This window comes from Erythrobacter sp. W36 (genome assembly GCF_057364935.1).
In genome coordinates, this window is record NZ_CP200281.1 from 1959590 (window position 1) to 1986535 (window position 26946).

Consider the following 26946-nt stretch of genomic DNA (forward strand, 5'->3'; position numbering starts at 1 on the left):
TCTGAAGCGGCTGACGCGTTAGACCTCGCCTACATCAGGCCCACTGCGCGCAGCACCAGCCTCAGACCCAGTCCTGCCGCAATCAACACCACGCCAAAGCCCAGCACATTTGCAAGCGTGCCATTGGCATAGCGCCCCAGCACCGCCTTCTGGTTCATCACATAAAGCAGGAACGCCGCGACAATCGGCAGCAGCAAGCCATTGGCAAATTGCGCGGTGACAATCACCTCAATTGGCCGGATGCCTGCGAGCGATATGCCCGCACCAATCACAATCACGCTGAGCGCAATCCCCTTAAAGGCGAGCGATTTCTGACCACCTTTCAGCCGCAAAATCTCCGTCATCGCAAAGGCGGTGGCAAGCGGCGCGGTGATCGAGCTGGTCAAGCCTGCGGCGAACAAACCAATACCAAGCAGATATTTAGAGCTCGAACCAAACAAGGGTTCGAACTGACTCGCCATTTCCGCCGCGCTGGTGACATTGATCCCGGCAGCAAACAGGCTCGCCGCGGCGGTTGATGCGATCAGGATCGCGATCAGGCCGCCAATGCCGATGGCAATGCTGGTATCAGCGCGCGCCTCGCTCAAATTGGCATCGGTATTTTCGGTGTTGCTCCAACGCGCCTTGGCAGCTGAGGCGTGCAAAAATAGATTGTAAGGAACCACCGTAGTGCCGATCAGCGCGATGACGGTCAGCAGCGCTTCCGGCGGGATCTTAGGCACAAACATGCCGGCAAACATTGCGCCGAAATCAGGGCGAACGATGGCAAATGTTGCCGCAAAGGCGAGCGCCATAATCGCGACCAAAGCGAGCAGAACGCGCTCAATCTGCTTGTACGATCCGGCGAGCAGCAGCGCGGCGGCCAGCACCGCTATCACGATCACCGCGACCTTGAAGGCCGCATCCCCCTCACCCGCAATCGCCGCAATCCCCAGAGCCGCGCCAGACAGATTGCCCGCCTCATAGGCGGCATTGCCGAGGTAAAGCGCGAGGCCCACGAGCAGGATCAGCGGCCATTTGAAGACGGATGCTTGCAGCAGGTCCGCCAAAGTCTCCCCCAGCCCGCGCTGTGTCACCACCCCGAGCCGCGCCGACATTTCCTGCAAGATGATCGTGGCCAGCGTCGCAAACACCAAGGCCCACAGCAGCGCAAAGCCAAAGCTCGCGCCCGCGATGGTGCAGGCGGTGACGGTGCCCGGACCAATGAACGCGGCGGTGACGAGCGCGCCGGGGCCGATATTGCGAATGCGGCTGATCATGCTTTGCTTCCTTGCGTACTTCGCTTGGCAAGTGGGCCGAACCCGCCGCCGGTGGGTGTTTCAATCACAATCCGGTCGCCCGCCGCCATATGGGTTTGCGCGCAGCCGCCAAGGTTGTCGCTCGTGCCGCCCGCGCGCTCGGCCAGATTGCGGCCCACTCGGCCATTCTCGCCGCCCATTATGCCGGGGGCTGGCACGCGCCGCCGCTCTGACAGGATGGAGCATTCCATATCCTCTCGAAAGCGGATCACTCGGCGCGCCCCGTCGCCCGCGTTCCATTGGCCCTTGCCGCCCGATCCGCGCTCTATGCGAAACTCGTCGAGCACCACGGGGTAGCGCTGCTCCAGCACTTCGGGATCGGTCATGCGGGTGTTGGTCATATGGGTATGGACGCCGGATGCCCCGTCAAAGCCCGGGCCAGCGGGCGCGCCTGAGCAGATCGTCTCGTAATATTGGACGCGGGCATTGCCAAAGGTGAGGTTGTTCATGGTCCCCTGCCCCGTGCCAAGCCGCCCGAGCGCCGCGAACAGAGCATCGGTGACCGCTTGGCTGGTCTCGACATTGCCCGCGACCACTGCCGCTGGGAACGCGGGATTGAGCAAGCAGCCTTCTGGGATGATCACGTCGAGCGGCTTCATGCAGCCAGCGTTGAGCGGAATGTCATCACCGACGAGGCAGCGAAAGACATAGAGGATCGCAGCATGGGTGATGGCGCGCGGGGCGTTGAAAGCGTTGTCCATCTGGGCAGACGTGCCAGTGAAATCGACGACCGCGCGGCCCGCCTGCTTGTCGGCGCGGATGGCGACTTTGATCACCGCTCCACTGTCTAGCTCAAGCGCAAATTCGCCATCTTCAAGCGTCTGGATCGCGCGTTTGACCGCCGCCTCCGCGCTGTCTTGGATAAAGCCCATATAGGCGCGCACTTGCCCCAGCCCATAGCTGCGCACCAGCTTGGCCAGTTCATTCGCGCCTGCTTTATTCGCGGCAACCTGAGCCATCAGATCGGCGATATTCTGAGCCGGATTGCGCGCCGGATAAGGCCCGCTGCTGAGCACTTCCTCCAATCGCGCGGTTTGAAATTCGCCGCTCTCGACCAGCTTGATATTGTCGAGCAGCACGCCCTCTTCATGGATCGTGCGGCCCAGCGGCGACATGGATCCAGGTGCGATGCCGCCAATATCCTCGTGATGCGCGCGCGAGGCGGTGAAGAACATGAGCTGCCCTTCCGTCTCGTCAAACACCGGGGTAACCACAGTGATATCAGGGAGATGCGAGCCGCCCTTATGCGGATTGTTATGCACGAAGGCATCGCCGGGCTGGATCGACTGACCGCTCTCGATGATGGTCTTTACGCTGGCGTCCATTGATCCGAGATGGACGGGCACATGCGGCGCATTTGCGACCAGATTGCCGTCCGCATCGAAAATGGCGCAGGAAAAGTCGAGCCGCTCCTTCACATTCACCGATTGCGAAGTGTTGCGCAGGACAATGCCCATTTGCTCGGCGATCGACATGAAGAGATTGTTGAAGATCTCGAGCGTGACTGGGTCGCTTTGTTCAGATGCCTGAGTGTCCGCCGCAGCAAGTCTTTCGGTCTCTGCTGCCGTCAGTATGAGGTGCCCATAGGCGTTTAGGGCAGCGCTCCAGTCCGGCTCAACAATGATCGTGCCGGTCGGCTCAGTGATGATGGCGGGGCCTTGGATAATGGCTCCGGGTATCAGCGAGGCGATGTCATAGATCGGCGCCGTGTGATGCGCGCCTTTGGTGAACATTCGCACTTCGTCGATGGGGGCTGGCTCAGCACCGCTGCGCCCTTCCACCACCGCTTCTACCGGCGTCTCGCCCACCGAGCGGGTTTCGACCACCAGAGTGTCCAGCAATACAGCCTTGCCCGGCGCGAGAAAGCCGAATTGCCGCGTATGATCCGCTTCAAAGGCGGCGCGCATTGCCGCTGCGCTGCCGATGGCGACGCGGATCACCGTGTCCGTCCCGCGATAACGCAGCAGAGCGGACCCGCGATGTTCGAGGGTGTCTTCGTCCGCGCTTTGCCCCGCCAATTCGCGGGCATTCTCTGCCTCAAGCTCAGTGATGACGGCATCAACATGCGCCAGTACTGCTCCGCTGAGCTCATCGTCCACGACCCGCTGCCGCTCGGTCTCGATCGCGGCCAACCCCATGCCATAGGCCGACAGCACCCCGGCAAAGGGATGCAGCAAGATCGAGCGAATGCCGAGCCGTTCCGCGACCAGGCAGGCATGCTGTCCCCCCGCTCCGCCAAAACAATTGAGCGCATAATTCTGCACGTCATAGCCGCGCGCAATCGAGATTTTCTTGATCGCCTGGGCCATGTGCTCGACCGCGATTTCGAGGAATCCCTCCGCCACTTGTTCCGCGCTGCGCCCGTCGGCGATTTCGCTCGCGACCGCTTCAAAGCCCGCGCGCGCCGCCTCCACGCCCAGCGGCTCATTTTGATTAGCGCCGAAAATCTTCGGGAAATGCTCCGGCTGCAATTTGCCCAGCACGACATTGATATCCGTGACCGTCAGCGGACCACCGCGCCGGTAACTCGCCGGGCCGGGGTCTGCGCCCGCCGATCCCGGCCCCACCCTCAGCCGCCCATCCTCATAGCGCAGCACCGATCCGCCTCCGGCGGCCACGGTGTGAATGTTGAGCATCGGCACGCGCATCTGCACGCCCGCGACCTTGGTCTCATAGACCTTCTCAAACTCGCCCGCGTAATGCGACACATCGGTCGACGTCCCGCCCATGTCAAAGCCGATCACCCGGTCGAACCCGGCCAGCTTTGCGGTGTGGACGCAGCCGACAATCCCGCCCGCCGGACCAGACAGGATCGCGTCGCGCCCGCGAAACTGCGCCGCATCCACGAGTCCGCCAGAGCTTTGCATAAACAGCAGCTGTCCCGGCTCATGCACCTCGCTAATGGCGCCCGCCACCCGGTCGACATAGCGCCTCAAAATAGGCGTCAAATAGGCATCGACAATGGTCGTCTCACCGCGCGGCACAATCTTGCTGAGCGGGCTGACATCATGGCTCACCGAGATTTGCGTAAAACCAATTTCGCGCGCGATTTTCGCCACTTGCTGTTCGTGCTGCGGAAACTTGTAAGCATGCATCAAGGCCGCCGCGAGGCAGCGAATGCCCGCGTCATAGGCCGCTTGCAAAACGCCGCGCACCTGCGCCTGATCCAGCGGCAGCTCGACCGTTCCATCCGCAAGCACCCGCTCATCAATTTCGGCCACTTCGCGGTAGAGCAAATGCGCCTTTTCAATGTTGAGCGCAAAGGTGTCTGGCCGCGATTGATAGCCAATCTCGATCACATCGCCGAGCCCGCGAGTGGTCAGGAACAGGGTGTCCTCACCCTCCCGCTCCAGCAAAGCATTGGTGGCAATGGTCGTGCCCATTTTGATCGCAGATATCTGATCCAGCGGGATCGGCGCATCACCGTCCAGGCCCAAGATCAGGCGAATGCCATGCAGCGCGGCATCCTCATAATGCTCAGGGTTTTCCGATAGGAATTTGTGAGTGGTCAGCGCACCAGCCGGATCGCGGGCGACGATATCGGTAAAGGTGCCGCCGCGATCAATCCAAAACTGCCAGCCGGTGTCCCCGTCCATCTCGCCTCAACACGCACCCAAAGAACTCATCACAATCCAAGCTGTGGTCGAGCCGGGCGGTGATGGCAAGCTAGCCCTTGGCAATCGCCACAGCTTCGCTCGCGAGCTGAGTGACGCGCGCAAAGTCGCCGCTTTCCACCGCATCGCGCGGTGTCAGCCAGCTGCCACCGCAGGCCAGCACATGATCAAGCGCCAGAAACTCTGCCAGATTGCTCGCCGAAACGCCGCCCGTGGGCATGAAGCGCATTTCGCGAAACACGGAACCCAAGGCCTTGAGCATCGGCACGCCGCCCGCAAGGCTGGCCGGGAAGAACTTCACATCGCGCAGGCCCAGTGCATAGGCGCGCTGAACTTCGCCAGCGGTCATGGTGCCTGGGAAGAAGGGGATGCCTTCATCGAGACAATAGACGGCGATCTCGTCGACCAGGCCGGGAGACACGATAAACTCCGCGCCGCTCGCGCGGACAGATTTGGCTTGGTCGAGTGTCAGGACAGTGCCTGCGCCCACGATCAAGCCCTCGGTTTCGGCGATGATCGCCTCCATCCCCGCTTGCGCCGCATCGCTGCGCATCACAACCTCAATGACCGACAGGCCGTCGGCGCTTAGGGCATTGGCGGTCTTCACCGCGAGTGCAGCGTCATTCTCGCCGATCAGGGGAACCACGGGCGCTGCGCTGAGCCGGGATGAAAGATCGCTGGTCATGTGGGTATGCCTCCGTGCCCCATTGCGCCGCTTGCCGGGCGCTTTTGAAAGAGGCTCGTCTCTAACCCTTATTGCGCCGGATGCACCAGTGAAAACGCTGCGCCACGGCGGAGCAAACGTATGCGCGGCGCACCATGATTTAGGCGGTGTGCGTGGTCACATCATGGCCATAGATCCAGTCGAATTGCGCATCCAATGCTCTGGGAACGAGGCGGCTGGCGAGCCAGATCGGCCCATAGGTCGCGAGCTTTGCCGGCGCGCTGCGACAGTGGAATATGCCCATATTGCCGGTCGCGCGGCGCTGAACGCGCGCGGTGCGCGGCTGACGCTGCGCCTCGTAACGGGCAAGCGCGTCTGGCACATTGGCGGCCTCAGACAATGCGCGCGCAAGCACCCAGCCATCCTCAATCGCCATCACCGCGCCCTGCGCCATAAATGGCAGCATAGGGTGGCAGGCATCGCCGAGCAGGGTGACACACCCGTCGCTCCATTGGTCGATTGGCTCGCGGTCAAAAAGGGCCCAGCGATAATGCGCACCGGCCCGCTCAATCATCCGAGTGATCACCGGATGCCAACCTGCAAAATCTGCAGAGGCCTGTTCCTTGGTGCCGCGCTCGCTCCAGCTTTCGACCTGCCAGTCATCGCGTTCCACCACGCCTACAAAATTGGCCAGTGCTCCTCCGCGCAGCCGGTAGGTGACGGCGTGTTTGCCCTCCCCCATCCAAATACAGGCGGCGGGCGGCGGAGCATGCTCGCCCAGCTGGTCCATGGGCACTACCGCACGCCATGCGACATTGCCGGTGAAGCGCGGTTTGGAGGGGCCGAGCATCTGCTGACGAATGACCGATTTGATGCCATCTCCGCCGATCACGATGTCCCCCTGCACTCGCGATCCGTCGGCGAGATTGGCCCAAGCAGAGCCTTCATCCTGACCATAACCAGTTACGGTAACGCCAGTTCGCAATGCGCCCGGACTGCGCGTTTCCAATGCGTCTGCAAGCACTTCGGCGAGGTCCGCGCGGTGCACATGCCAGTATGGCGCGCCGTGGCGTTGTTCCATCGCTGCGCCCCAGCGGGTGCGCCCGATAAGCTTGCCGGAGGTGCCGATGCGAAACTGCGCTTCCTCCGGGGCGAAGGCGCGTTCCTCCAATGCCGTCTCCACGCCAAGTGCGCGCAGCACCTTTACGCCATTGGGACTGACTTGAATGCCGGCACCGACTTCGCTCAGCTTTTCGGCCTGCTCCAAAACCTCGACCTGCCAGCCAAAGTGATCAAGGCAGAGCGCCGCACACAGACCGCCAATTCCGCCGCCGACAATGATCGCCTTCATGAAAACTCGTGCCTATCCGCTTGCGCCGCCGGGCGGCGTCTCGAGCGCCCCCTATCGCGGGCGCAGCGAATTCTATCAACACCCGCTGTCGCATGGGCGATGTTGGGGCTTTGCAGCTTTGGGCTGCCTCGCTAGAGGTGCGGACATGCAAACAACACCTTGGCACAGCCGCTTCGTTTTCGTCCTCGCCTTGCTTTTGCCGGTCTATTTCGCCGGTTCAGCTCTGGGCACCAAGTTTGGATTGTGGAGCTGGCAGACAGGCCTTGGCACTCTGATCGCCAAGGTCGGGCCGCTGTTGCTTGGCGGCGTGGCGCTGGCGGCATTGGTTTCCTTTGTGGTCTGCATATTCAGAAAACCCCGCAAGGGCTGGCTCTTGGCCTTGCTCGCAATCGCGATCCCCGCGACCGCTTTTGGCGCGCTGGCGATGGTCCGCGCCCAGGCTGGCGCGATCCCGCCGATCCACGATATTGCGACCGACACCGCGAACCCTCCCGGCCTTTCTGCAGCGGCGCTGGCCGCGCGCGATGAAAGCGGCGCGAACCCGATCAATGATTATCAGACCCCGCTCGGCCAAATCGACATGTGGAAAGAAAGCGATCCTGAGATCGCCGGCAAATCCCACGCCCAGCTGATCACATCAGCCTATGCGGATCTCGCGCCTTTGCCGCTCGGCAGCACCAGTCAAGCGGACGCCGTGGCCGCAGTTGCCGCGGCGATGGAAGACATGGGTTTTGACAATGTCGTAGCCGATACCGAAGCTGGCAGAGTTGACGGTCTGGCAGAAACATTCTGGTTCGGCTTCAAGGATGATGTGACCGCTCGTATCGCGGAAAATCAGATTGATTTCCGTTCGATCAGCCGGGTCGGGGTGAGCGATCTAGGCGCCAATGCCGCGCGGATCGAAGAGCTGCGTGCGAACGTCGAAAAGCGGCTCAATCCTTAAACTGAATTGCGGCCAAGGCGCTGCGCTGAAAAACGGTTATGACGCACAGACCCGCATACGCGTATGCGATGAAGGCGAACCATGCCGGAAACACGCACATTGCGATGAAAACCGCAATGGTTTCAGCGCCTTCCGCTAGGCCGGTCGAGTAAAAGAAGCTCTTTTTCCCGTGGGCGTCTGTCTGTTCACCGCGCTTGCTCGCGATAACCGCAAAGGCGAGGAAACTGGTGCCGGTTAAAACGAACGCGGCGACCAGCACCAGTGCAGGCAAAGCGTTCGCCGGATCAAGCAAGCCAAAGCCGAGCGGGATCGAGACGTAGAAGGCAAAATCGGCAACAATGTCGAAATAGCCGCCAAGGTCGCTCGGCTGCGTCGCGCGCGCCACCGCACCGTCCAATCCATCAGCCAAGCGGTTGGCGATAATCAGCGCGAGGCCCAACCACAATTCGCCAAAGGCAATCGCCGCCGCCCCGGCCAATCCCAAGACCAACCCGCCAAAGGTCAACATATTCGCGCTCACCCCGATACGCGCCAGTGCGGCGCCCATCCGGTTGAGCGGCGGATCAATTAGAGGGCGGAGTTTAGCGTCGAGCATTGTGTCTGGGCTTTACGTCCCAAATGTCACGAGGCCAATCCACGCGCCCGTCATGGCGGTGGCGATATTGCCTGCAATCCAGCTCTTGATGCCTAGCCCAGCGGCCTCTGCCCGGCGTTCCGGGCATAAAGTGCCAATGGTCGAGACCAACAGGCCAATGCTGGCGAGGTTCGCAAAGCCGCACAAAGCATAAGTCACAATCAGCAGGCTACGCGGATCAAATGTGCCTTCTGGCAGGGCCGATAGCTCCAGAAAGGCAACATATTCATTGAGGATCGCCTTCGTCCCCATCAATCCGCCCGCATCCTGCGCCTGATCCCACGGCACGCCGATCACCCACATCAGCGGGGAGAACAGCCAGCCGAAAATGCGTCCTAATGTGAGCGCCTCCCCGCCGACCAAGGGCAGCAGGGACAGCGCCTGGTCGGTCAGAGAAACCAGCGCGAAGACGACGATGATCACCGCCACTACGGCCAGAAACAGCTGCATCCCGTCCATTGTGCCTTTGACGATGGCGTCGATGCTGCCTTCGTATTTGAGGCCCGGATCTTCGCGGTCGATCTCTGTCGCGATGTCCTTATCCGCGTCACCCGGCACCATCAATTTCGCGATCAGCAAGGCTGCAGGCAGCGAGACGAGCGAGGCGGAAATCATATGGCCCACCGCATTGGGCACCGTTTCTGACAGGGTGGAGGCGTATAGCACGAGCACAGCGCCGCTGATGGTAGACATGGCCAGCACCATCACCTGAAACAGCTCTGCCCGGCTCATTTTCGCAAAATAGGCGCGGATCACCAGCGGGCTTTCCACCACGCCGAGAAACATGTTGGAGCCGCCCGCGAGCCCCACGACGCCGCTGACTTTCAGCGTACGGCGCAGCATGTAGGATAGACCGGCAACCAGCCAGCGCAGCACGCCCCAATGCCACAGCAGGGCAGCAATGGCGGAAAGCACAATCACCAACGGCAATATCTGAAACGCCACGATCAGCGGCGCATCCACGCCCTCTTTCAGCTCAAACGGGAGCGGCGCACCGCCGAGATAACCGAACATGTAGGATGAGCCATCGAGCGTCGCCCGCTCAATCGCGGCCACACCGGCATTGGCATATTCCATTGCGGCCCACACAAATGGCACGCGCACGATGATCAGCGCGAGCGCGCCCTGCATCACCAGCGCCCCTGCGATCCAAGCCCAGCTGGGCCGCCCGCCGCGATTTTCAGACAGGCCCCATGCGATCAGCACCAGCAGCGCAAGGCCAATGATGCCGCGAAACTGATCGAAGAGTTCCAAGCCGCTCAACCGCGCCGCCAGGTGTGATATTTCTCAACCAAGGCGAGCAGTTTTTCCGGCTTGTGCGCTTTCTTCCAATTGCCAGCAGCAAATTTGTTCGCCTCGGCCATGGTTGGATAGGGATGCACCGTGCCCAGGATCTTGTTGAGGCCCAGCTTGTGTTTCATCGCCAGCGTGTATTCGGCCAATAATTCGCCTGCATGCGCGCCGACAATGGTCGCGCCCAGAATGGTGTCTTTGCCGCCCGGCGGGGTCAGCACTTTGACGAAGCCCTTGGTCTCGCTTTCGGCGATTGCGCGGTCGAGATCGTCGAGATCATAGCGGGTGACCTCATAGGCGACGCCCTGCTCCCTCGCCTCAATCTCGTTGAGACCAACGCGGGCAACCTCTGGATCTAGGAAAGTCACCGCCGGGATCACGCGGTAATCCGCCTTGAACCGTTTGAACTGGCCGAACAACGCATTGACGCTGGCGAACCAGGCCTGATGGCTGGCGGTGTGGGTGAATTGATAAGGGCCAGCAACATCGCCAGCGGCGTAGATGTTAGGGAATTTCGTGGCGAGGAATTCGTCGGTCACAACCGTGCGGCTGGTGTCGACGCCAATTTCTTCCAGACCATATCCGGTCAGACGCGCCTTGCGACCGACGGCAATGATCAGCGCATCATAGGGGATCGCGCTCTCACTGCCTGCGTGCTCAACCACAATCGCGCCGCTTTCTGCGCGCACCGCTTTGTGATCGGTCAGAACAGTTACGCCCGCTTCCTCCAGCGATTGCTGCGCCAGTGCAGAGACCTCTTCATCCTCGCGGCCCAGCACTCGGTCCGCCATTTCGATCTGGGTCACATTGGAGCCGAGACGCGCAAGGGCCTGGCTGATTTCGCAACCAATCGGTCCGCCGCCCAGCACCGCGACGCGCGCGGGCGCCTTTTCCATTTCGGCGAAGGCATCCCACATAGTATCGGAGGTGAGATAGCCGCTGTCTTCCAACCCATCGAGCGGCGGGACGAACGGCTCTGCGCCCGCTGCGATCACGATGCTGCGCGTGGTCAAGCGATCTGTCCCGCCATCATTGCGCGCGATCTCCACCGTCCACGGATCGATCACCTTCGCATAGCCTTCGATCACATCGACGCCGAGTCCGGTGTAGCGCTCCACACTGTCGTGCGGCTCAATCGCTTTCACCGCGCCCATAACGCGGGCAATCGTCTGTTTAAACGGCACCTCCGGCTCGGCTGCGGTAAGGCCATATTTGTCGGCATTGCGGATCATCGCGGCGACCTTGCCGCTCTTGATCAGCGCCTTTGACGGCACGCAACCCGTGTTGAGGCAATCGCCGCCCATCTTGTTTGCTTCAACCAGTGTCACCTTGGCTTTCACCGTGGAGGCGATAAGCGCGGAGACCAGCCCGGCTGAGCCTGCACCAATCACCACCATATTACGGTCGAAGGATTTGGGCTTGGTAAAGCCAGCATAGACTTTGCGCCGCTTGATCCAGCCGATGATCAGCTTGGCCAGCCACGGGACGATTGCCAGCAGCACGAAAGAGCCGATCAGCGCGGGCGACAAAATGCCCTCAAGACTGTCGATCTGAGCAAGCTGCGTACCCGCATTCACGAACACGGCCGTGGCGAGCAGCATGCCGATCTGACTGACCCAAGCAAAAGTGAAAGTTTTGATCCGGGTAAGGCCCATGACCAGATTGACGACGAAGAACGGGATCGCCGGGATCATGCGAATGGTGAACAGGTAGAACGCGCCGTCACGCTCCAGACCATTGTTCACTGCCTTTAACCGGTCGCCAAAGCGTGCCTCTATGCTGTCACGCAGGACATAGCGCGAGGCAAGGAATGCCAACGTTGCACCAATGGTCGAGGCGAAAGAGACGACAATCGTGCCGACAACCAGGCCAAAGAACGCGCCAGCAGCAACCGTCATAATCGCCGCACCGGGTAGTGAGGCAGCGGTGACCGCAACATAGACCAAGAAGAATATCCCGATCACCAAAGCAGGGTTCTCTTGGTAGAAGCCATCGATGTCGGCGGCTTGCTCTTTCACGCTGGCAATCGAGAGATATTGGCCCAGATCAAAGATGAAATAGGCGGCAATCAGCGCAATCAGCGCGATTATGATGACGATCTTCTTCATGGGTTTCCCTGTGCTGACCCTTAGTTCGCGTGGGCAGGCTAAGCGGTTACTGTTTGCCCGTCAGCCTCGCGTAGGAGGCGAGCCAGCGTTTGTCGATCCAGCGTTTGAGTTTTGCCGCCCAGCGCCCGCGTGCCGCCAGCTCTCCATAGACCGCGATAGCCGAGCCATTGCCGGTGGAGATCAGGTAAAGGCTGGCCGGGCGCGGATAGTAGGTGCCGCTGGGCTCTCGGCCGACCGCAGCGGCGCGAATATTGGCCGCGAGCACAGGGCCGGTATGGACCGCATGGACGCCGGATCGCGGAACATGCCGGTCTTGACGGCTGGCGACGTCTCCGGCGGCAAAGATATGCGGGTGGGAGAGGCTGCGCTGCTGCGCATCGACGGCGATAAAGCCTTGCGTATCGGTCGCTAACCCACCCGCTGCGGGCCAATCGGGCGCGCCGCTGCCGATGGCGGCGATGATGAGATCGGCGGGCTCTAGGGAATGCGAACCGGCGAGCAATTGGCCGCTTTCGATGCGGGCGTCTTCTGTTGCGATTTTGATCCCTTGGTTGGTGAGCTCAGATTGGACGAGGCTGCGCGCTCTCGCTGCGAAGCCCGGCAGAAGGCCATCTGATCCAGTGATCAGTGTGACTTCAGGTTTTGAGTTTCCGCCGCGCATATTGCGCAGGCCAAAAGCAAGCTCGGTCCCGCCTGCCCCGCCACCGATCACGGCAACGCGCCGAGCGTCCGCCGTTTGGCTCCATTCGCGCACGCGCTCAGCGAAGGCACCAATCGGGCGGACATCGGCAATGCGCGGATCATCGCCCAGGACGCGCGCGGCTCTGCCCACCCCGCCAGTGTCGATCGAGCATGTCTCGAAGGCAACCAACCCGCTGCTCATCGTCATGACAGAGCGCGCCTCTGGGTCGATTGCGATGCAGCGGTCCGTTATGAATTCAGCGCCCGCGCGCTTCGCCAAAGCCTCGACATCGACCAGGCCATCCTCCGGCGAATATTCGCCAGCGATCCAGCCAGGCACGGTGCCGGAATATCGCAAAAACCGCGAGGGAGTGAGCACGGCTGCGCGCTTTGCTGGCAAGCCGTTACGGATCCAGTCCGCCAGCACCGCAAGATGCGCATGTCCGCCGCCGATCAGCAGAATCTCAAAGGGCGCGCGGGCAGTCATCACTGCCCATTTGCGCGCCCGCCCGCCGATGTCAAAGAATGCGCGCTATCTCAGGCACTCAAGTCCTTTGGATAAGCGGTCCTGCAAATCCTGCAGGCTGACCTTTTCGATATCGGCAATGGCATTATCGGACGCCAGCAGGCCCGCCTGACAGCGCAGCGACTGCGACACCAGATCGACCGATTGCAATTGCGACAAATGCTTGGAAAGCACCTGTTCGTCGCCGCACAATGCCTCGCCGAGGCCTTCGACAATCTCGGCCAGCTGAATGAGCTCACCCGATATATTACCGAGCAGCTCTGAGGGGATCACTTGTTTTGTCATGCCGCCAGCGAGAGCTCTTCATCGTTCATCAGTTTCGCGAGATTGAGGATCATCACCATATTGTCGCCAATCGGCGCGAGCCCTTCAATAAAACCAGCGACCTTGTCATTGGCGATCGCATCTGGCTTTTGCAGGCTGTCGGCATCGAAGGAGACGATGTCATTTACGCTGTCGACGATCAGGCCGCGCGCTTGCCCGTCCCAATCGCTGACGATGATCGGATTGCGAGAGGTCGCCTCGGTCGCCTCCCAGCCGAGCCGCACAGACAGGTCCAGCACCGGCACCACCGTTCCGCGCAGGTTCACCACGCCAGAGACATAATCCGGCACCTGCGGCAGCAGAGTAACCGGCGACCACGCACGGATTTCCAGGATCGCCATAATGTCGAGACCAAACAATTGGCCTGCGACTTCAAATGTAATGAGTTCGCGTTGCATCGTTTCTCTCTTTTCCTTCGCTCAATGGATCACGCGGCGCACGGCGACCGCCAGTTTCTCAGCGTCAAACGGTTTCACAATCCAACCGGTCGCCCCGGCATTGCGAGCGCGCTGCTTCTTTTCCGCTGAGCTTTCGGTGCTGAGCACCAGAATGGGCCGCTCTGCATGGCGGGCGCTTGCGCGCAGCTCCTCAATCAGGCCAAATCCATCGAGGTTCGGCATGTTGATATCGGTGATCACCAAATCGACCTCGTTCGAAGCCAGCCACGACAGCGCAATCTCGCCATCCTCGGCCTGTTCCACCTCAAACCCTTGTTCGGTCAGAGAATGGCGCAGCAAAGCGCGCATGCTGGGGCTGTCATCGACTGTAAGTATGCGAATGTTTCGGCTCATGGCTAAGCTCCTTTCCAACCTTTTAAAAGAGTTCGACATCGCCGCGCGTTTCGCGAGACTGTGTCTGAGTGACGGGAGCAACTGGCGGAGCAGCTGCGGCTTGTGTGGTGGTGCAACGGACCTGGCCCGAGGCAGGCTTAAAATTGATCCGCCGCGCGTTTTGGCCCTCAAGATCTTCGTGGACCAAAGCGATCCCTTCACGGGCCAGAAATGCGCGGGCAAAGGCGGCATTATCCGAACCGATCCGTTTCAGCTGAACGTGCATGTTCGCGCCGCCATAAAGGCGCGCTTTCAAACGGGATTTCTTCGCGCCCAGAGCCAGCATTTCATTGATCAAAAGCTCCATCAGATAGACGCCGAAATGCTCATCCACCTCGGTCTTGTTTTGACCAACCGCAGGCTCAGCCAGCAGAAAGTGATTGAGCCCGCCGATCTTTGCGACCGGATCATACAATGCCGTCGCAACGCAGCTGCCCAGAATGGTGGTGTATTCGACCGTTGGGTCAGCGCTGGCACAGGCATCGCCCTGCATGACCGTAATCTTTCGGTTTGGACGGCTGATATCGGCTGGTTTGGAGAGTGATGCGCTCATGCGTATTGCCTCCAGCTTGTGAGGCGCTTTGCGATGTCTTTGAGGGGCAGCACCGAACTCGCAGCCCCAAGCGCAATCGCCGCGCGCGGCATGCCAAACACCACGCAGGACGCCTCATCTTGGGCAATCGTATCCGCGCCTGCCTCAACCATTTTGAGCAGACCCTTGGCGCCATCTTCGCCCATGCCGGTCAACAAGACGCCGAGCGCATTGGGCCCGCCAACCTTGGCGGCTGAGGCAAACAACATGTCGACGCTGGGGATATGCCCGGAAACAGGATCGCCAGCGCGCAGGACGGAACGCAAATTGTCGGGATTGCTGCCCGCAACGGTCATATGCCTGTCGCCGCCTGGCGCGAAATAGACGTGCCCTTCCTTCAATGGGACTTCGTTTTCTGCAATCACGACCCTCGCCTCGCACACGGCATCCAATGTTTGCGCAATGGCTGGCGCGAAGCGGGCATTGACGTGCTGAACGATCATGGTCGGCGGGCAGGTTTTGGTAAAACCAGCAAGCACGGTTCGCAGTGCTTCAATGCCGCCCGTTGATGAGCCAATTGTGATCAGTTTCGGCTTTGCGCCGCCTGCGTTGGCTTCGCCGCTAGGCTGGACAGGATCCTTTGCTGCGACTTTTACGAATTTCACCTGCGATGCCTCATGCACCAAGGCGCATAGCCGGCCGCCATCATCCAATGGCAAGCCGCCGTGTCGATCGGTTTTCGCATAGCAACTGACCGCGCCCAAAGCCATCGCCTGCGCTGTGGTGGAATTGCCTTCCTGCGTCGATCCAGACACGATGATCACCGGCGTCGGGCGCAATTCCATGATCTTCTGCAGGAACGATAGGCCATCCATGCCCGGCATCTCGATATCGAGCGTCACAACATCCGGGTTGAGCGATTTCATTAACGCCCGCGCTTGGCTAGCGTCGCAGGCATTTCCGACCACCTCGATGCTTGGGTCACGCGACAGGCGTTCTTGCAACAGTTTACGCATCGTCATGGAATCGTCGACGATAAGAACACGAATAGTCATGCGCCTCTCCTTCGATAAATGGTGGGGCCAACCGGCTCGAGCAGCTCGGCTGCTTGCCCGGAAACACGCTCGGAATGACCGATGTAGAGGTATCCGCCAGGGCGCACTTGGTTGGCCAAACGCCACACCAAACGCTCCTTTGTCGGATGATCGAAATAGATCATCACATTGCGGCAAAAGATCACATCAAAAGTGTTCTTGATCGGCCAATCGCCCAGCAAATTGAGCTGGCGAAAGCGCACCAGGCCGTGCGCCTCTGGCCCGATTTTCAAGGTGTCGCCGTCAGCCTTGCACCAATTGTCTAGCAAGGCCTGCGATATCTCTTTCATGGCGTCTTTTTGGTAAGTCGCAGCATCGGCCGCGCTTACCGCATGCTCCGCCAGATCGCTCGCCAAGGCGACCAACTTGCTCTTGGCAATCTGTTTTCCTTCAATCCGATCCGGACCAAGCAAGGTTAGCATCAGGGTCCAGATTTCTTCGCCGCTGGAACAGCCCGCTGACCAGATGCGCACGGGCTGTTTTGACAGCGCCTTCGCCACCAGATCGCCGCGCACATGCTTTGCGAAATGCTCAAAGTGATGCTCTTCGCGGTTGAAATAGGTGTGATTGGTGGTCAGCGCCGCGACGGTTGCGATGGCCTGATTTTGATCCTCTTCAATCAGCGCAAGATATTCGGCAAAGGTCGTGCACTTGCAGCGGCGCAGCAGCGGGGCAAGCCGCGAATAGACGAGCATCATCTTGCCTTCCGACAACACGATGCCGGATTTGCGATGCGTAAAATCAGCAACTTTGGCGAAATCCGCACGGCTGAACACCTGCGGGCTAACGCCAGGCACAATGCTGTCGTCCATCTTGCCAGAAGGGGTCAGCATCAGGCTCATGCCGCCACTGCCTCAGCCGGGGTGTTTGGCAAAGAAGTGGGCGATGCGGCCTCTTGAACCAGGCGGTCGACATCGACGATCAGCGCGACCTGGCCATTGCCAAGAATTGTAGCGCCCGCCACGCCTTCGATCGAACGATAATGGGTATCGAGGCTCTTGATCACAAATTGGCGTTGGTCGGTGATTTCATCGACCAGCAGCGCGGCTTGCCCGCAATTCTCAGTCTCAACAATCACCAAAACGCCATCGGTCGGCTCAGCCGGACCGGTGCCCGAGCCGACAAAACCAGCCAGAGGCATGATCGGCACGAATGTCTCGCGCACATTCAGCATTTGCCGGTCTGTGCCCATGCCTTTGATCTGATCCGCCGTCGGGCGCAGGCTTTCAACCACATGCGCCAGCGGGATCACCAGCGATTGGCCAGCCACCTGGACAATCATGCCATCAGAAATCGCCAGGGTCAGCGGCAGGGCCAGGATGAAGGCTGTGCCTTTGCCCGGCTGCGATTCAATCGTGATCCGTCCGCCCAGCTCTTTCACATGCTGGCGCACCACATCCATGCCGACACCGCGGCCCGAGATATTGGAAACCTGCTGAGCGGTTGAGAAACCCGGCGCAAAGATCAGGTTGTCGATTTCCTCGTCCGACAATTGCTGATCTTCGGTCACAACGCCTTTTTCCAGCGCTTTGGCGAACACAACCTCGCGGTTGATACCGCGCCCATCGTCTTCGATGCGAATGACGATCCGCCCGCCGCGGTGCTCCGCCTGAAGCAGCAGCGTGCCATCGGCAGATTTGCCAGCCGCAAGGCGCTCTTCGGCTGGTTCAATGCCGTGATCCACCGCATTGCGGATCAGGTGTGTCATCGGCTCGCTGAGCATTTCGATAACGGTCTTGTCGAGCTCTGTGGATTCGCCCACCAGCTCCAATTTGACGTGTTTGCCGGTCGAATTCGCAAGCTCGCGCAGGACGCGCGGGATGCGGTTGAAGACTGTGCCAATCGGCTGCGCGCGAATGGCCATGGCGCGCTCCTGCATATCGCGGATCAGGCCGTCGAGCATGGTCAGCTCTTCGCAATGCGACATGTCATCCGCGCTGAGACGCTGGGCCAGCATCGCCTGCGCGATCACCAGCTCGCTGACGCCGTCGATCAGGCGGTCCAGCTTTGCCAGATCAATCCGGATCGATTGCCCTTCACGCGATTGCCGCGCAGCCTGATTGGCAGAGGCCGCCGCCGCAGGCTTTGCTGCTGGCGTGGGTGCGGCTTTGGCCGGAATATCCGCTTTGTCTGCGTCCGCTTTCTCGGCCGAGGTTTCGCTCGGCTGTGCGGCTTTGCTGCCCGGCTCAGCCTGTTTGGCATCCGCGTCCGCCGCATCAGCAGCGTCGCTTTGCGCTTTGCCAAGCTGCGGCTCAGGAATAGCCGCGCCTTCGCCAATGGTCAGAGAACAGCCATCGCCGGCAAAATCGAAAATGTCATTGACTGCGTCTTCACCGGCCTCTTCAGGCACTTCGAAGCTCCAGCCCAAATAGCCAGTGGCGGGGTCAAAATTATCAAGCTGCGGGACGGACGATATATCGCATTCGCTCACCTTGCCGCCCAGCAGCTCAAGCTCGCGCAGCCACAGCAGCGGATCGCCGCCATTGGTCATGGACGGGGCATGCGGGCGGAAATGGACGTGGATCGGCTTTGCCGCAGGTCCCTGCTTGGTCTCTGCCTCTGCGGTGTCTTCAACTGCTGCCGGTCCTGTTTCGAGGTCATCAAGCAGCGCATCGAGATCAAGGCCATCATCGGCGCCAGCAGGCGCTTGCTCAGCTGCTGGTTCTGCGGCGGCGCTTTCATCGCCCGCAGCATCGGCAGCGCCTGCATTTGCAGCCTGCGCATCGGTCAATTGCTTGATCAGATTTGTGTCGTCAGGCGGATCTTGCCCTTCACGCGCCGCATCGACATGATCACGCAAGCAATCAAGCGCATGCAAGAACAGATCGACCAGCTCTGGTGTCAGCTCAACCGCATCTTCGCGGACATCGGCCAGCAAAGTCTCAAAGCAATGCGTGAAGGCCTGCAGCGGAGCGTGGCCAAATGCGCCCGCACCGCCCTTGATGGAATGCACGCCGCGAAAGATCGCATTGATCGTTTCGGTGTCGTGCTCTCCGGCCTTGCAGGTCTCTAGACCCGCCTCTGCTGCCTCCAGCGATTCTTCGCATTCGACGAAGAAGACATTTTGGATATCATCTAGGTTCATGTCTCACTCGCCTCCCAAAACACATGCCCGAGCCCAGCCAGTTTGACAGCATTGCGAAACGCGTCGGAGGCCGGATCAATTTGCACACCGGGACCAGTTTTGGCCGCCGAGACAAGCAGTTGAAGCGCCGCATGGCTCATCTGCTCGACCTCACCCGCATCCACGGGATAAGGTCCATCCATCGCTTCAGAACCGACCGCATCGACCAGATCGTCGCGCAGGATTTCGGTCGCGGCGCGATTACACACCGCAGGCAATTTCAGCTTTGTCATGGCAGTTCTCCACTGGACCCAATCGCGATCAGAACTCGCTCCAGTCGTCGTCACTCACATCAGCCGCGAGTGCGAGATTGCCGGATACGGGCGGAGCCTTTTGAGCCGGTGCAGCTCTCTTGGTGTCCTGCCGCACGGCGACGACAGTCTTTGGCGATTGCGCAGCTTGAGAGGCATCATCGCCCACTCTGAACTGACCAACCAAACCGCCAAGCTCGCGCGCTTCATCGGCCAGGCTGCGGGCGGCCGCGGTGGATTCCTCCACCATGGCTGCGTTCTGCTGCGTCATGCGGTCCATCTCGCCGACAGACACGTTGACCTGCTCCAGATTCTCCGCCTGTGACTGAGAAGCATCGGCGATATCTGTCACCTGCTCATTTACCGTCGCAATGCGTTCCACGATGTTTTCCAGCAGATTGCCGGTTTCACCGACCAGCTCCACGCCTTCACCCACCTGTTCCGTCGACGTCGTGATCAGCTCTTTAATGTCACGCGCTGCATCGGCGCTGCGCTGAGCGAGAGCGCGAACCTCATTCGCAACCACTGCAAAGCCTTTGCCTGCGTCGCCCGCACGGGCGGCCTCCACGCCAGCGTTCAAGGCTAAGAGGTTGGTCTGGAACGCAATTCCATCAATCACGTCAATTATTTGCGTGATTTCATTGGCCGATTTCTCAATCGAAGCCATTGCATCCACGGCGCGTTTGACCACGGCTCCGCCATCATGTGCGACCGAATGGGTGCCAGAGATCGACTGCTGCGATTCTGCCGCTTTCTTGGCGGATGTTCTGACCAATTCGGTGACCTGGCTCATCGCCGCTGCGGTCTCTTCCAGGCGAGCAGCCTGCATTTCATTGCGCGATGCCAGATCATCAGACGCAGCCCGGATTTCCGAAGCACCAGTGTTAACACTGGTCACCGTTTCGCTGACCTGCTGCATCAATGTGCCCAAGCGGTCGACCGAGTTGTTGTAGCTGGTGCGCAGCGCCTCATACTCAGGATCGAGTTTCGTCTCGATCCGATAAGCAAGATCACCATCAGCCAACCTGTCGAGCGCCGTGGTCAATTGCTCGACCACCTCGCGTTGTTGATCGGCACTGTTTGCCTGCGCTTTCGACGCATCGCGGAACACCTCGATCGCCTTGGTCATCTCACCAATTTCGTCAGGGCGATGTTCAGAGGTTTTGCCAGCGTCCAGATCACCCTGCGCCATTGCAGTCATGGTCTCAGATGTCGCCGTCAGGGCATTGAGAACCCGGCGTTTGAGCAGCGCAAGACCCGTTATCATTGATCCCAACAGCAACAGCCCCATCACGGCTATCGAGACCGAAGTCCAAAAAACCGTTGTTTCAGTGCTCGCAGTGGTTTGATCCTTTAGCGCAAAAGAGCTTTCGACAATCGCGTCGATCTTAGCCTGATGGGATTCGAATATCGGCAGCAACCGATCCAACGAGGCATCAGCAGCGTCGCCGTCACCGCGCCGAACAGCTGGGATCAGTCCCGTATTGACCTCTTTCCAGAAGGCCTCACCATCGTTTGCCGCGGTTTCTTCAAGTGCGGCCTTGATATTATCTGGCAGAGCAGACGCGGCCCAATATTCGCGGCGCTCACCCCACTCTTTTTCAAGCCGCGCCAAATAGGTGGTGTACTTGTCAAAATACTCTGGCTTTTCATCGAGCAAGTTCGCTTCAAGAAGCGCTTCCACCAAAAATTGCGGCGGAGGCATAATATCGGCGATCAGCTCATCCGTAAGTTGGTTTTGCGCATAGAGATCACTGCCAATGCGAATCTTGTTAAGCGAATATGTCATCACAAGTAGTGACACGACGATAATGCCAAGAATGGCCGCCCCTCCAATGCGGGTCAGCTTCTGAATTGTCATGGATAGCCCCTATGTCTGGCTGGTCTGCGTTGATTGCTGAGACAGGGTGTAGCCAGCGGGCATCAAGGGAGAATTGCCGGGGGTCTAGGGACGAATACGGAAGGGCTATCGCCGAGCTCTTTAGCATCCATTCAGTAAACACGGTTTCACAGCAGAGATGCTTTGCGTGGGGCACAGCCGCGCGCGCCTTTGGTTAAACACAACGCATGGGAACACCTCTTCCAATGAAAGAAGCTCGAGTTTTAGTCGTCGATGATTCAGCCGCAATGCGCGCACTGTTTTGCGATATTCTTGAACAATCCCGCAATGTTGAAGTGATCGGCACCGCCCGAAACGCCGACGATGCGCGCGATCAGATAGAAGAGCTCAAACCCAATATCATCACCCTGGATGTTGAGATGCCGGGGATGAGCGGGATCGATTTTCTGCAAGAAATCATGGAGGAAAACCCGCTGCCCGTGGTGATGCTCTCGAGCATTACGCAAAGCGGCACGGGCACAGCTCAACGCGCGCTCGATCTGGGCGCGGTGGCGTGCTTTCCAAAGCCGGTGAACACCTCACAAGAGAACTTTAAAGCCGCCGTCGCTGAGCTGGGCAAGATTGTGCTCGATGCGGTGAATGGTGAACTTAAGAGCGGCGGCGAGACTGCTGGCGGCGGCGCAGATGAAGCCGCGGCAGGCTATGATTGGGATGGTAAAGTGCTCGCTTTGTCGGGCGGCAACACCAGCCTTGGTCCGCTAAGGCAGATTTTGGCCGCCCTGCCCGCCAATTGCCCGCCCACGCTGATCACGCTCGATTGCGATGAAGGCGATGCGCAAGACTTCATGGCGAAGCTATCCTCTTCTGTGGCCTGCACCTTGGCCAAGGCCAGCAATGGCGCCGTGATGGAGCAAGGCACGGTCTACATCGCCTATGACAGCGATTATCATGCAATGATCGAGGCAGGGCCGCCACCCGTTCTGCGCTTGGTAGACCGTGATCCGGTCGGCGGTGTGCGTCCTTCGGCGGACCTGCTGTTTGGCGCATTGTCGCGCGCAGGCGTCGAATGTGTCGGCGGCCTGCTAGAAGGACCCGGCAGCGACGGCGCCAAAGGACTGGCGATGCTGCGCGATGCGGGCAAGGAAACCCTGCTGCAACAGGCCACTGTGGCTGGTAATGGCGAACGGATTGATGCCGCGCGCAGAGCCAGTGCGGGCACGCATTATCTCGGCGTTGAAGAATTGGCCGCAAAGGCGCTCGAACTCACCAGCAAGTCAGCCGGTGCAGATCAGCTCGCAGCCTAGGTTCAGAAAATGCGGCGGAACATGCGCGCGAGTTCGGTCGCCGCCCACTCCGCAAAAGAGCGCCCTTCGGTGCGGATTTGAACCGATCCCGGCACCAGCTGGATCTGATAATCCGCGCCGCTCAGCGCACCCTTTTCCGCGATCATCCGAATACGGTAAAGCGCCTCCCTCGGGGCCAGCTCCTCGCCATCCTTATCGACCGCAATCGGCCCGCCATTGGTCGAGGCGAGGATCGGCTGTTCTAACCGCGCAATCGCGCTGGAAGACATCTCAACCAGCTTGGCAGAGCGCGACGGCCCGCCTGCGTCGGAGGCTACAAATGTGCCGAGCGCACCATCGCTAAGGCGCCAAATTTCGTCCTCTGGCACATAGGCCTGAACGTCGTAATCGCTCGGCGTTACCACATGGGCGATCACTTCTTCCCCGCCGATCCAGCGCCCGGGATGCATATCCGGCATCAGTCCGGAGACCGTACCCGGCCCGGGAGCGCGCAGGATCAGCTTGTCAGCCCGTCGTTCCAGTCCAGCCAGCTTGCCGCGCTCCCTCGCCAGTTCGCGCTCCAACACAGCGCGATTGGACCGGTCCCGGCTGTCGGCCATGGATCGGCCCATTTGCAGCTCAAGCTGAGCAATCCGCACTTTGGTGGAAGCGGCATCTGCTGCGAGTTCTGGCGCGTCGAGCTCTATGATCGGATCGCCAGCGGTGACTGTCTGGCCGTTTTGCGCAATCACTTTGACCACGCGTGCTGGCTCTCCTGAAACAATCGGCGCAGCGCCAACCGGGGTCAGGACAGCATAGCCGGTCACATGCCGGTCCAGCGGCAGGAACGCAGCCAGCAGCAGCCCGCCCAATATCCAAAACCACGCCTTACCCCGGCGGGTGCTGGTGATCGATTTGCGAAGGCCAGCCCACTCTCGCATTTCGGCAAACACCGGGCGGCCGATAAACACCGCGAGCTCCACAATCGCCAGGATCAGGCCGAGCGGTTGAAAAAACAAATTGTAGACCAGGATCGCAATCCCGGTGAACAGGAACAGGCGGTAAATCCATGTCGCATAGGCATAGATGATCATCCCGCGCCTCAGCTTGCGCGGCACTTCCTCCGGGGCATCGACGCCTAGTCCGAAGAGGATTTCGCGCATCTTCCACTTGCCCAGAGCAAAGGCGCGCGGCTGTAAATTGGGCACGTTGAGAAAGTCCGACAGCACGTAATAGCCATCGAAGCGCATGAACGGATTGAGATTGATCGCGAGGCTCATAATCCAGCTGGTTGTCGCCAGGATAAAGGCGACGCTGCGCGCGGTGCCATCGGGCAGGATCACCCACAGCATCGTCGCAATGCTGGCCACCATCAGCTCTGCGGCCACCCCTGCGCAATCAATTGCCAGGCGTTTCTTGCGCGATGTCAGCCGCCAGGCCGCAGTCGTATCGGTGTAGAGCACGGGCATCATCACCAGAAAGCTGACCCCCATTGTCGGCACGCGGCAGCCATAGCGGGTCGCGGTGTAGGCATGGCCTAGCTCGTGCAGGATCTTCACAAAGAACAAGCCTGCGCCGTATGCGATCAGGCCCTGCCAGCTGAAGAAATAGAGAAACGACGCCATGAAGGCATCCCACTGGCGCGAAACCAGAAACAGGCTGGTGAGCGCGAGCGCAGCGAAGAACACCAGGCTGTAGAGCGACCACAGCGGGCGGACATGCTCAATCGTGCGCTCTAGAAAACGCGCAGGTTTAACCAAAGGAATGCGGATGAAGAGATAATTGTCGAGCAACCACTTCCACGCCGCTTTCTTATTGCTGGCGCGCTGCTCCATAAAGGCGGAGACGCTGTCCCGCCCCACGGGGCCGACGGTAAGACCATTGGTCGCAGCGAATTCTACGACGGCATTGAACGCTTCATTGGCTTCGTCGCTGGTGAGGCCGCGCTGCTCCAGATCATCACCGATTCGGGCCAGATTGCCGCTCGCCCAATGCGAAAAGATCACAAATTCGATCTGACCCAGCTGAAAGAACGCATGGCGGACCGGGTCAAACAGGTTCCAGCTCGGCGCTCCATTGACCAGCGGCGCGCCTGGTTCGATCCGCAATTCCTGCCGCAACGCGGGCAGCGGAGGCGGCTTTGGCATCTCCGGCAGATCAATGGGGATCGCCGCTGAGCTCATAGTCCGACAAATTGGCGCAGGGCAGCAATCGGCCAGCGCAGCAGCGAATAAACAAACGGCACCCAGCGGCCATAGACCTGCGCCGTGCCGCGCGATCCAATTCGAGGATTATCGCCATCCAGACGCGCGGTGAGCGCAAAGGCGAGCGTGCCATCGGGCGTCTGGCGGGCCTGATAGCTCGCGGTTTCCAGCAGGCCGTCGATCGCCCACAAAGGTTGGGAATCGAGCCACATCTTGATCTTCGCGCCCTTTTCCAGCGACATCTGCTCGGCCGCGGGCAAGTCAATGCGGATCATCACCTCATCTGGATTGACGACCTGCATGATTGGATCGCCGACATTGACTGCGCGCCCTTCCCAGTCGCGGCGGTCGCTGAACAGTGCCATGCCGTCGCGCTGAGCGGTGATGGCGGATTGTCCGGCGAGCTCTTTCGCATAGTCGTATTCGGCCTGCGCGACCTCGACCTCGGCCCGCATAATTGCAATGTCAGAGGTTTCGTCCTCGTCACTGAAAGCGGAGCTGGTGGAGCGTTCGAGCCGCGAGCGAGCAACAGCGAGCCTTTCCTCGGCCAGCTCCAGCTCGTTATCGAGCCGCACATCGTCAAAGCGCAGCAGCACTTGGCCCGCCTTCACCGGAGCATTCGGTGTGACTTCAATCGAGGCAATCCGGCCTGAAAATGGCGCCGCTACAATGTAGGGCCGCTCAGCAACGATCTCAGCCGGGGCCAGAGCCGTGAGGCGCACTGGGAACAGCAGGATCACCGCGATGGCGGCCGCGATCCATTTCTTCTTCTTGCTATCGATCACAGGCAGGCGGCGCACAGGCTTGCCGCCGCTCAGCGCCAGCCAGGAATGCGCCGCCGTCTCGGCGATGCGGGCCGCGCGGTATTTCTCGCCCTCGCGCAATGGCTCATCGCGGGCAAACAGCAGACCGCCGAAGACTTCGCCGTCTTTGCCGAGCAGCGGCTGCCAATGCAGCTGGGAATAGGGATATTGGTCAAAGGCCTCATCCGCGCGTAGGCTGGCGGCGTCAAAGGCGTTGGGCTGCTCCAGCCCGTGATCCTGCGCGAGGCGTTCAATCGCCTTTTCCAGCGCGTGGATCAGCGGCGCATTGCGGTCGACAGTCGCCAAGGAGGAGGCGCATTGCACCTCAAACCCCTGCCCGATCCGCGCTTGGCGCAGCACGAACATCTGGCCGTAAGGCAAGACCTGCCGCGTTTCATTGGCGACAAGATATTGCAGTTCTTCGACGGTTTCCTGACGGCGAATTTCCGCCTCGAATTGCAGCAGCGCGGCGAGCTTGGCCGCATCTGGTGCCGCGCCTTTGGGGGCCAGAGAGCTGACCTTGGGCGCAGCGGCCTCAATCGGATCAGCTTGGCTGGCTGCCATCGGCTTCAGCCCCTTCCGTGGCCGCTCCGCTCGCTTCGCTGTCTGCGGCGCCTTCGCCCTCACCGGCTGCCTCTGCTTCCGCAGGTGCCTCGCTCGGTTCTTCAAAGGTCGCTGTGCCGCTCATTCCGGGCAGGACCAGCGCATCGCCGCGATCAATATTGGCGCCGATGCGGATCGTCTTGCTGACCGGATCAACCGATGCGCCCAGCCGAGTGACGACGCCGGTGATGCTCGCGCCTGTCTCATCAATCACGAAGTCAAACTTCGCCCCCGGCTGAAGCCAGGTCAGCCAATTGCTGGGAACGATCAGGTCTGCCTCCAGATCGCCGCCGCTTTGAATGCGCAGCAGCGGCTGACCGCTGGCGGCCACTTCGCCGCGACTTGCAATCTCTTCGACCACAGTGCCGGCGAATGGCGCATAGACCGCGCAATCGCGCAGCTGAGCCGAGACCGCATTGGCCTCAGCCTGAGCCCGACCAAGATTGGCGCGCGAGACCGCCACTTCGTTTTTGCCAACAGCCTCATAGCTGTCGAGCTCAACATTGGTCTCATAAGTCTTTTGATAGGCGGCGGTTGCGGCGCGGGCCGCGTTCAGTTCGGCCTGAATGGTCGAGCAATCAAACCGGGCGAGCAGCGCGCCTTTGCCAAAGCTGCGCCCCTCGCGGTACGGCATAGAGGTGATCCGCGCGGTCATGCGCGAGGCCACTGTGCTCTCGTTCTTCGCCGCGATCACACCGCGCGCCTCCAGAACCGGTTCTGGCTCAGGCTCTGCGGCGACTTCACCGCCCTCACCCGCTGCCAGTTCCGCCTGCTCTGCTGAGGCCACAGTCGCATTATCCGACCACTGCGTGTCGCCGCTATTTGCGTAGACGACCCCCGCTATGGCCGCCGCCACAGCAAGCACGCCGCCGCCAATCCACAGCTTGCGGTTGCCATCTTCTGCGGGCGGTGATCCCTCGTCCACCTGCTCAATGTCACTCATGTT

General features: G+C 60.4%; 22 protein-coding genes. 2 read left to right on the plus strand and 20 right to left on the minus strand.

Going from position 1 to position 26946, the window contains the following annotated elements; translation table 11 throughout:
* Positions 1-29: 29 nt before the first annotated feature.
* The 4 genes from AC0V6U_RS09555 to AC0V6U_RS09570 form a co-directional block, all read right to left on the minus strand.
* Positions 30-1259, minus strand: coding sequence for an Nramp family divalent metal transporter (locus AC0V6U_RS09555; protein ID WP_472642938.1), 1230 nt, complete (start codon positions 1257-1259; stop codon positions 30-32).
* Positions 1256-4894: a hydantoinase B/oxoprolinase family protein gene (locus AC0V6U_RS09560; protein ID WP_472642939.1), complete on the minus strand. Its 3639-nt coding sequence runs from the start codon at positions 4892-4894 to the stop codon at positions 1256-1258. Before AC0V6U_RS09560 ends, AC0V6U_RS09555 begins: the two co-directional genes overlap by 4 nt.
* Positions 4895-4964: 70 nt before the next feature.
* Positions 4965-5597: a bifunctional 4-hydroxy-2-oxoglutarate aldolase/2-dehydro-3-deoxy-phosphogluconate aldolase gene (eda, locus tag AC0V6U_RS09565; RefSeq protein WP_472642940.1), complete on the minus strand. Its 633-nt coding sequence runs from the start codon at positions 5595-5597 to the stop codon at positions 4965-4967.
* A gap of 139 nt (positions 5598-5736) precedes the next feature.
* On the minus strand, positions 5737-6927 hold the full coding sequence (locus AC0V6U_RS09570) for an FAD-dependent monooxygenase (protein WP_472642941.1): 1191 nt from the start codon (positions 6925-6927) through the stop codon (positions 5737-5739).
* A gap of 145 nt (positions 6928-7072) precedes the next feature.
* Here AC0V6U_RS09570 and AC0V6U_RS09575 point away from each other — a divergent pair, with 145 nt between their 5' ends.
* Positions 7073-7870 (plus strand): DUF1499 domain-containing protein, encoded by a 798-nt coding sequence (locus tag AC0V6U_RS09575; protein WP_472642942.1) that lies wholly within the window; start codon positions 7073-7075, stop codon positions 7868-7870.
* Here the strand turns inward: AC0V6U_RS09575 and AC0V6U_RS09580 are convergent.
* The 13 genes from AC0V6U_RS09580 to AC0V6U_RS09640 are packed head-to-tail and all read right to left on the minus strand — an operon-like array spanning position 7860 to position 21128.
* Positions 7860-8465 (minus strand): CDP-alcohol phosphatidyltransferase family protein, encoded by a 606-nt coding sequence (locus AC0V6U_RS09580; protein ID WP_472642943.1) that lies wholly within the window; start codon positions 8463-8465, stop codon positions 7860-7862. The genes AC0V6U_RS09575 and AC0V6U_RS09580 overlap by 11 nt on opposite strands.
* Before the next feature lie 12 nt (positions 8466-8477).
* Positions 8478-9758 (minus strand): NupC/NupG family nucleoside CNT transporter, encoded by a 1281-nt coding sequence (locus AC0V6U_RS09585; protein WP_472642944.1) that lies wholly within the window; start codon positions 9756-9758, stop codon positions 8478-8480.
* A 5-nt stretch (positions 9759-9763) separates the two neighbouring features.
* Positions 9764-11905 carry an FAD-dependent oxidoreductase gene (locus tag AC0V6U_RS09590; RefSeq protein WP_472642946.1) on the minus strand — a complete coding sequence of 714 codons (2142 nt, stop codon included), beginning with the start codon at positions 11903-11905 and terminating at the stop codon, positions 9764-9766.
* Between the two features lie 46 nt (positions 11906-11951).
* Positions 11952-13073, minus strand: a complete 1122-nt coding sequence (locus tag AC0V6U_RS09595) for an FAD-dependent oxidoreductase (protein WP_472642947.1) — start codon at positions 13071-13073, stop codon at positions 11952-11954.
* A gap of 45 nt (positions 13074-13118) precedes the next feature.
* Positions 13119-13397: a hypothetical protein gene (locus AC0V6U_RS09600; RefSeq protein WP_472642948.1), complete on the minus strand. Its 279-nt coding sequence runs from the start codon at positions 13395-13397 to the stop codon at positions 13119-13121.
* Positions 13394-13834, minus strand: a complete 441-nt coding sequence (locus AC0V6U_RS09605; RefSeq protein ID WP_472642949.1) for a chemotaxis protein CheW — start codon at positions 13832-13834, stop codon at positions 13394-13396. Before AC0V6U_RS09605 ends, AC0V6U_RS09600 begins: the two co-directional genes overlap by 4 nt.
* A 21-nt stretch (positions 13835-13855) precedes the next feature.
* Positions 13856-14227 (minus strand): response regulator, encoded by a 372-nt coding sequence (locus tag AC0V6U_RS09610; protein ID WP_472642950.1) that lies wholly within the window; start codon positions 14225-14227, stop codon positions 13856-13858.
* Between the two features lie 22 nt (positions 14228-14249).
* Entirely contained in the window at positions 14250-14819 is a 570-nt protein-coding gene (locus tag AC0V6U_RS09615) for a chemotaxis protein CheD (protein WP_472642951.1), read from the minus strand.
* Complete coding sequence (locus AC0V6U_RS09620) at positions 14816-15853, minus strand: protein-glutamate methylesterase/protein-glutamine glutaminase (protein WP_472642952.1); 1038 nt, start codon at positions 15851-15853, stop codon at positions 14816-14818. Before AC0V6U_RS09620 ends, AC0V6U_RS09615 begins: the two co-directional genes overlap by 4 nt.
* Positions 15850-16734, minus strand: coding sequence for a CheR family methyltransferase (locus AC0V6U_RS09625; protein WP_472642953.1), 885 nt, complete (start codon positions 16732-16734; stop codon positions 15850-15852). The genes AC0V6U_RS09620 and AC0V6U_RS09625 overlap by 4 nt, the downstream gene beginning before the upstream one ends.
* Positions 16731-18977 (minus strand): chemotaxis protein CheA, encoded by a 2247-nt coding sequence (locus AC0V6U_RS09630; protein ID WP_472642954.1) that lies wholly within the window; start codon positions 18975-18977, stop codon positions 16731-16733. The genes AC0V6U_RS09625 and AC0V6U_RS09630 overlap by 4 nt, the downstream gene beginning before the upstream one ends.
* A complete protein-coding gene (locus AC0V6U_RS09635; protein ID WP_472642955.1) occupies positions 18974-19249 on the minus strand; it encodes an STAS domain-containing protein in 276 nt (91 codons plus the stop codon). The genes AC0V6U_RS09630 and AC0V6U_RS09635 overlap by 4 nt, the downstream gene beginning before the upstream one ends.
* Before the next feature lie 28 nt (positions 19250-19277).
* A complete protein-coding gene (locus AC0V6U_RS09640; RefSeq protein ID WP_472642956.1) occupies positions 19278-21128 on the minus strand; it encodes a methyl-accepting chemotaxis protein in 1851 nt (616 codons plus the stop codon).
* 224 nt (positions 21129-21352) lie between these two features.
* Between AC0V6U_RS09640 and AC0V6U_RS09645 the strand changes: the two genes are divergently transcribed.
* Positions 21353-22411 carry a response regulator gene (locus tag AC0V6U_RS09645; RefSeq protein WP_486169448.1) on the plus strand — a complete coding sequence of 353 codons (1059 nt, stop codon included), beginning with the start codon at positions 21353-21355 and terminating at the stop codon, positions 22409-22411.
* A gap of 2 nt (positions 22412-22413) precedes the next feature.
* On the opposite strand, the gene AC0V6U_RS09650 is transcribed toward AC0V6U_RS09645, so the two are convergent.
* Genes AC0V6U_RS09650 through AC0V6U_RS09660 form a run of 3 tightly spaced genes read right to left on the minus strand, consistent with a single transcriptional unit; the run spans position 22414 to position 26943 of the window.
* Positions 22414-24537, minus strand: a complete 2124-nt coding sequence (locus AC0V6U_RS09650) for a site-2 protease family protein (protein ID WP_486169449.1) — start codon at positions 24535-24537, stop codon at positions 22414-22416.
* Between the two features lie 32 nt (positions 24538-24569).
* On the minus strand, positions 24570-25961 hold the full coding sequence (locus AC0V6U_RS09655; protein WP_472642959.1) for an efflux RND transporter periplasmic adaptor subunit: 1392 nt from the start codon (positions 25959-25961) through the stop codon (positions 24570-24572).
* On the minus strand, positions 25942-26943 hold the full coding sequence (locus tag AC0V6U_RS09660) for an efflux RND transporter periplasmic adaptor subunit (RefSeq protein ID WP_472642960.1): 1002 nt from the start codon (positions 26941-26943) through the stop codon (positions 25942-25944). The genes AC0V6U_RS09655 and AC0V6U_RS09660 overlap by 20 nt, the downstream gene beginning before the upstream one ends.
* Between the last annotated feature and the right edge of the window lie 3 nt (positions 26944-26946).

Bases quoted from the DNA above. Each gene is read 5' to 3' on its own strand.
- AC0V6U_RS09595 (WP_472642947.1), bottom strand. From the start codon at position 13,073: ATGACTGCCCGCGCGCCCTTTGAGATTCTGCTGATCGGCGGCGGACAT.
- AC0V6U_RS09630 (WP_472642954.1), bottom strand. From the start codon at position 18,977: ATGAACCTAGATGATATCCAAAATGTCTTCTTCGTCGAATGCGAAGAA.
- AC0V6U_RS09645 (WP_486169448.1), top strand. From the start codon at position 21,353: ATGAAAGAAGCTCGAGTTTTAGTCGTCGATGATTCAGCCGCAATGCGC.
- AC0V6U_RS09600 (WP_472642948.1), bottom strand. From the start codon at position 13,397: ATGACAAAACAAGTGATCCCCTCAGAGCTGCTCGGTAATATATCGGGT.
- AC0V6U_RS09640 (WP_472642956.1), bottom strand. From the start codon at position 21,128: ATGACAATTCAGAAGCTGACCCGCATTGGAGGGGCGGCCATTCTTGGC.
- AC0V6U_RS09590 (WP_472642946.1), bottom strand. From the start codon at position 11,905: ATGAAGAAGATCGTCATCATAATCGCGCTGATTGCGCTGATTGCCGCC.
- AC0V6U_RS09610 (WP_472642950.1), bottom strand. From the start codon at position 14,227: ATGAGCCGAAACATTCGCATACTTACAGTCGATGACAGCCCCAGCATG.
- AC0V6U_RS09620 (WP_472642952.1), bottom strand. From the start codon at position 15,853: ATGACTATTCGTGTTCTTATCGTCGACGATTCCATGACGATGCGTAAA.
- AC0V6U_RS09570 (WP_472642941.1), bottom strand. From the start codon at position 6,927: ATGAAGGCGATCATTGTCGGCGGCGGAATTGGCGGTCTGTGTGCGGCG.
- AC0V6U_RS09555 (WP_472642938.1), bottom strand. From the start codon at position 1,259: ATGATCAGCCGCATTCGCAATATCGGCCCCGGCGCGCTCGTCACCGCC.
- AC0V6U_RS09660 (WP_472642960.1), bottom strand. From the start codon at position 26,943: ATGAGTGACATTGAGCAGGTGGACGAGGGATCACCGCCCGCAGAAGAT.
- AC0V6U_RS09605 (WP_472642949.1), bottom strand. From the start codon at position 13,834: ATGCAACGCGAACTCATTACATTTGAAGTCGCAGGCCAATTGTTTGGT.
- AC0V6U_RS09615 (WP_472642951.1), bottom strand. From the start codon at position 14,819: ATGAGCGCATCACTCTCCAAACCAGCCGATATCAGCCGTCCAAACCGA.
- AC0V6U_RS09625 (WP_472642953.1), bottom strand. From the start codon at position 16,734: ATGAGCCTGATGCTGACCCCTTCTGGCAAGATGGACGACAGCATTGTG.
- AC0V6U_RS09575 (WP_472642942.1), top strand. From the start codon at position 7,073: ATGCAAACAACACCTTGGCACAGCCGCTTCGTTTTCGTCCTCGCCTTG.
- AC0V6U_RS09635 (WP_472642955.1), bottom strand. From the start codon at position 19,249: ATGACAAAGCTGAAATTGCCTGCGGTGTGTAATCGCGCCGCGACCGAA.
- AC0V6U_RS09580 (WP_472642943.1), bottom strand. From the start codon at position 8,465: ATGCTCGACGCTAAACTCCGCCCTCTAATTGATCCGCCGCTCAACCGG.
- AC0V6U_RS09560 (WP_472642939.1), bottom strand. From the start codon at position 4,894: ATGGACGGGGACACCGGCTGGCAGTTTTGGATTGATCGCGGCGGCACC.
- AC0V6U_RS09655 (WP_472642959.1), bottom strand. From the start codon at position 25,961: ATGGCAGCCAGCCAAGCTGATCCGATTGAGGCCGCTGCGCCCAAGGTC.
- eda (WP_472642940.1), bottom strand. From the start codon at position 5,597: ATGACCAGCGATCTTTCATCCCGGCTCAGCGCAGCGCCCGTGGTTCCC.
- AC0V6U_RS09650 (WP_486169449.1), bottom strand. From the start codon at position 24,537: ATGCCAAAGCCGCCTCCGCTGCCCGCGTTGCGGCAGGAATTGCGGATC.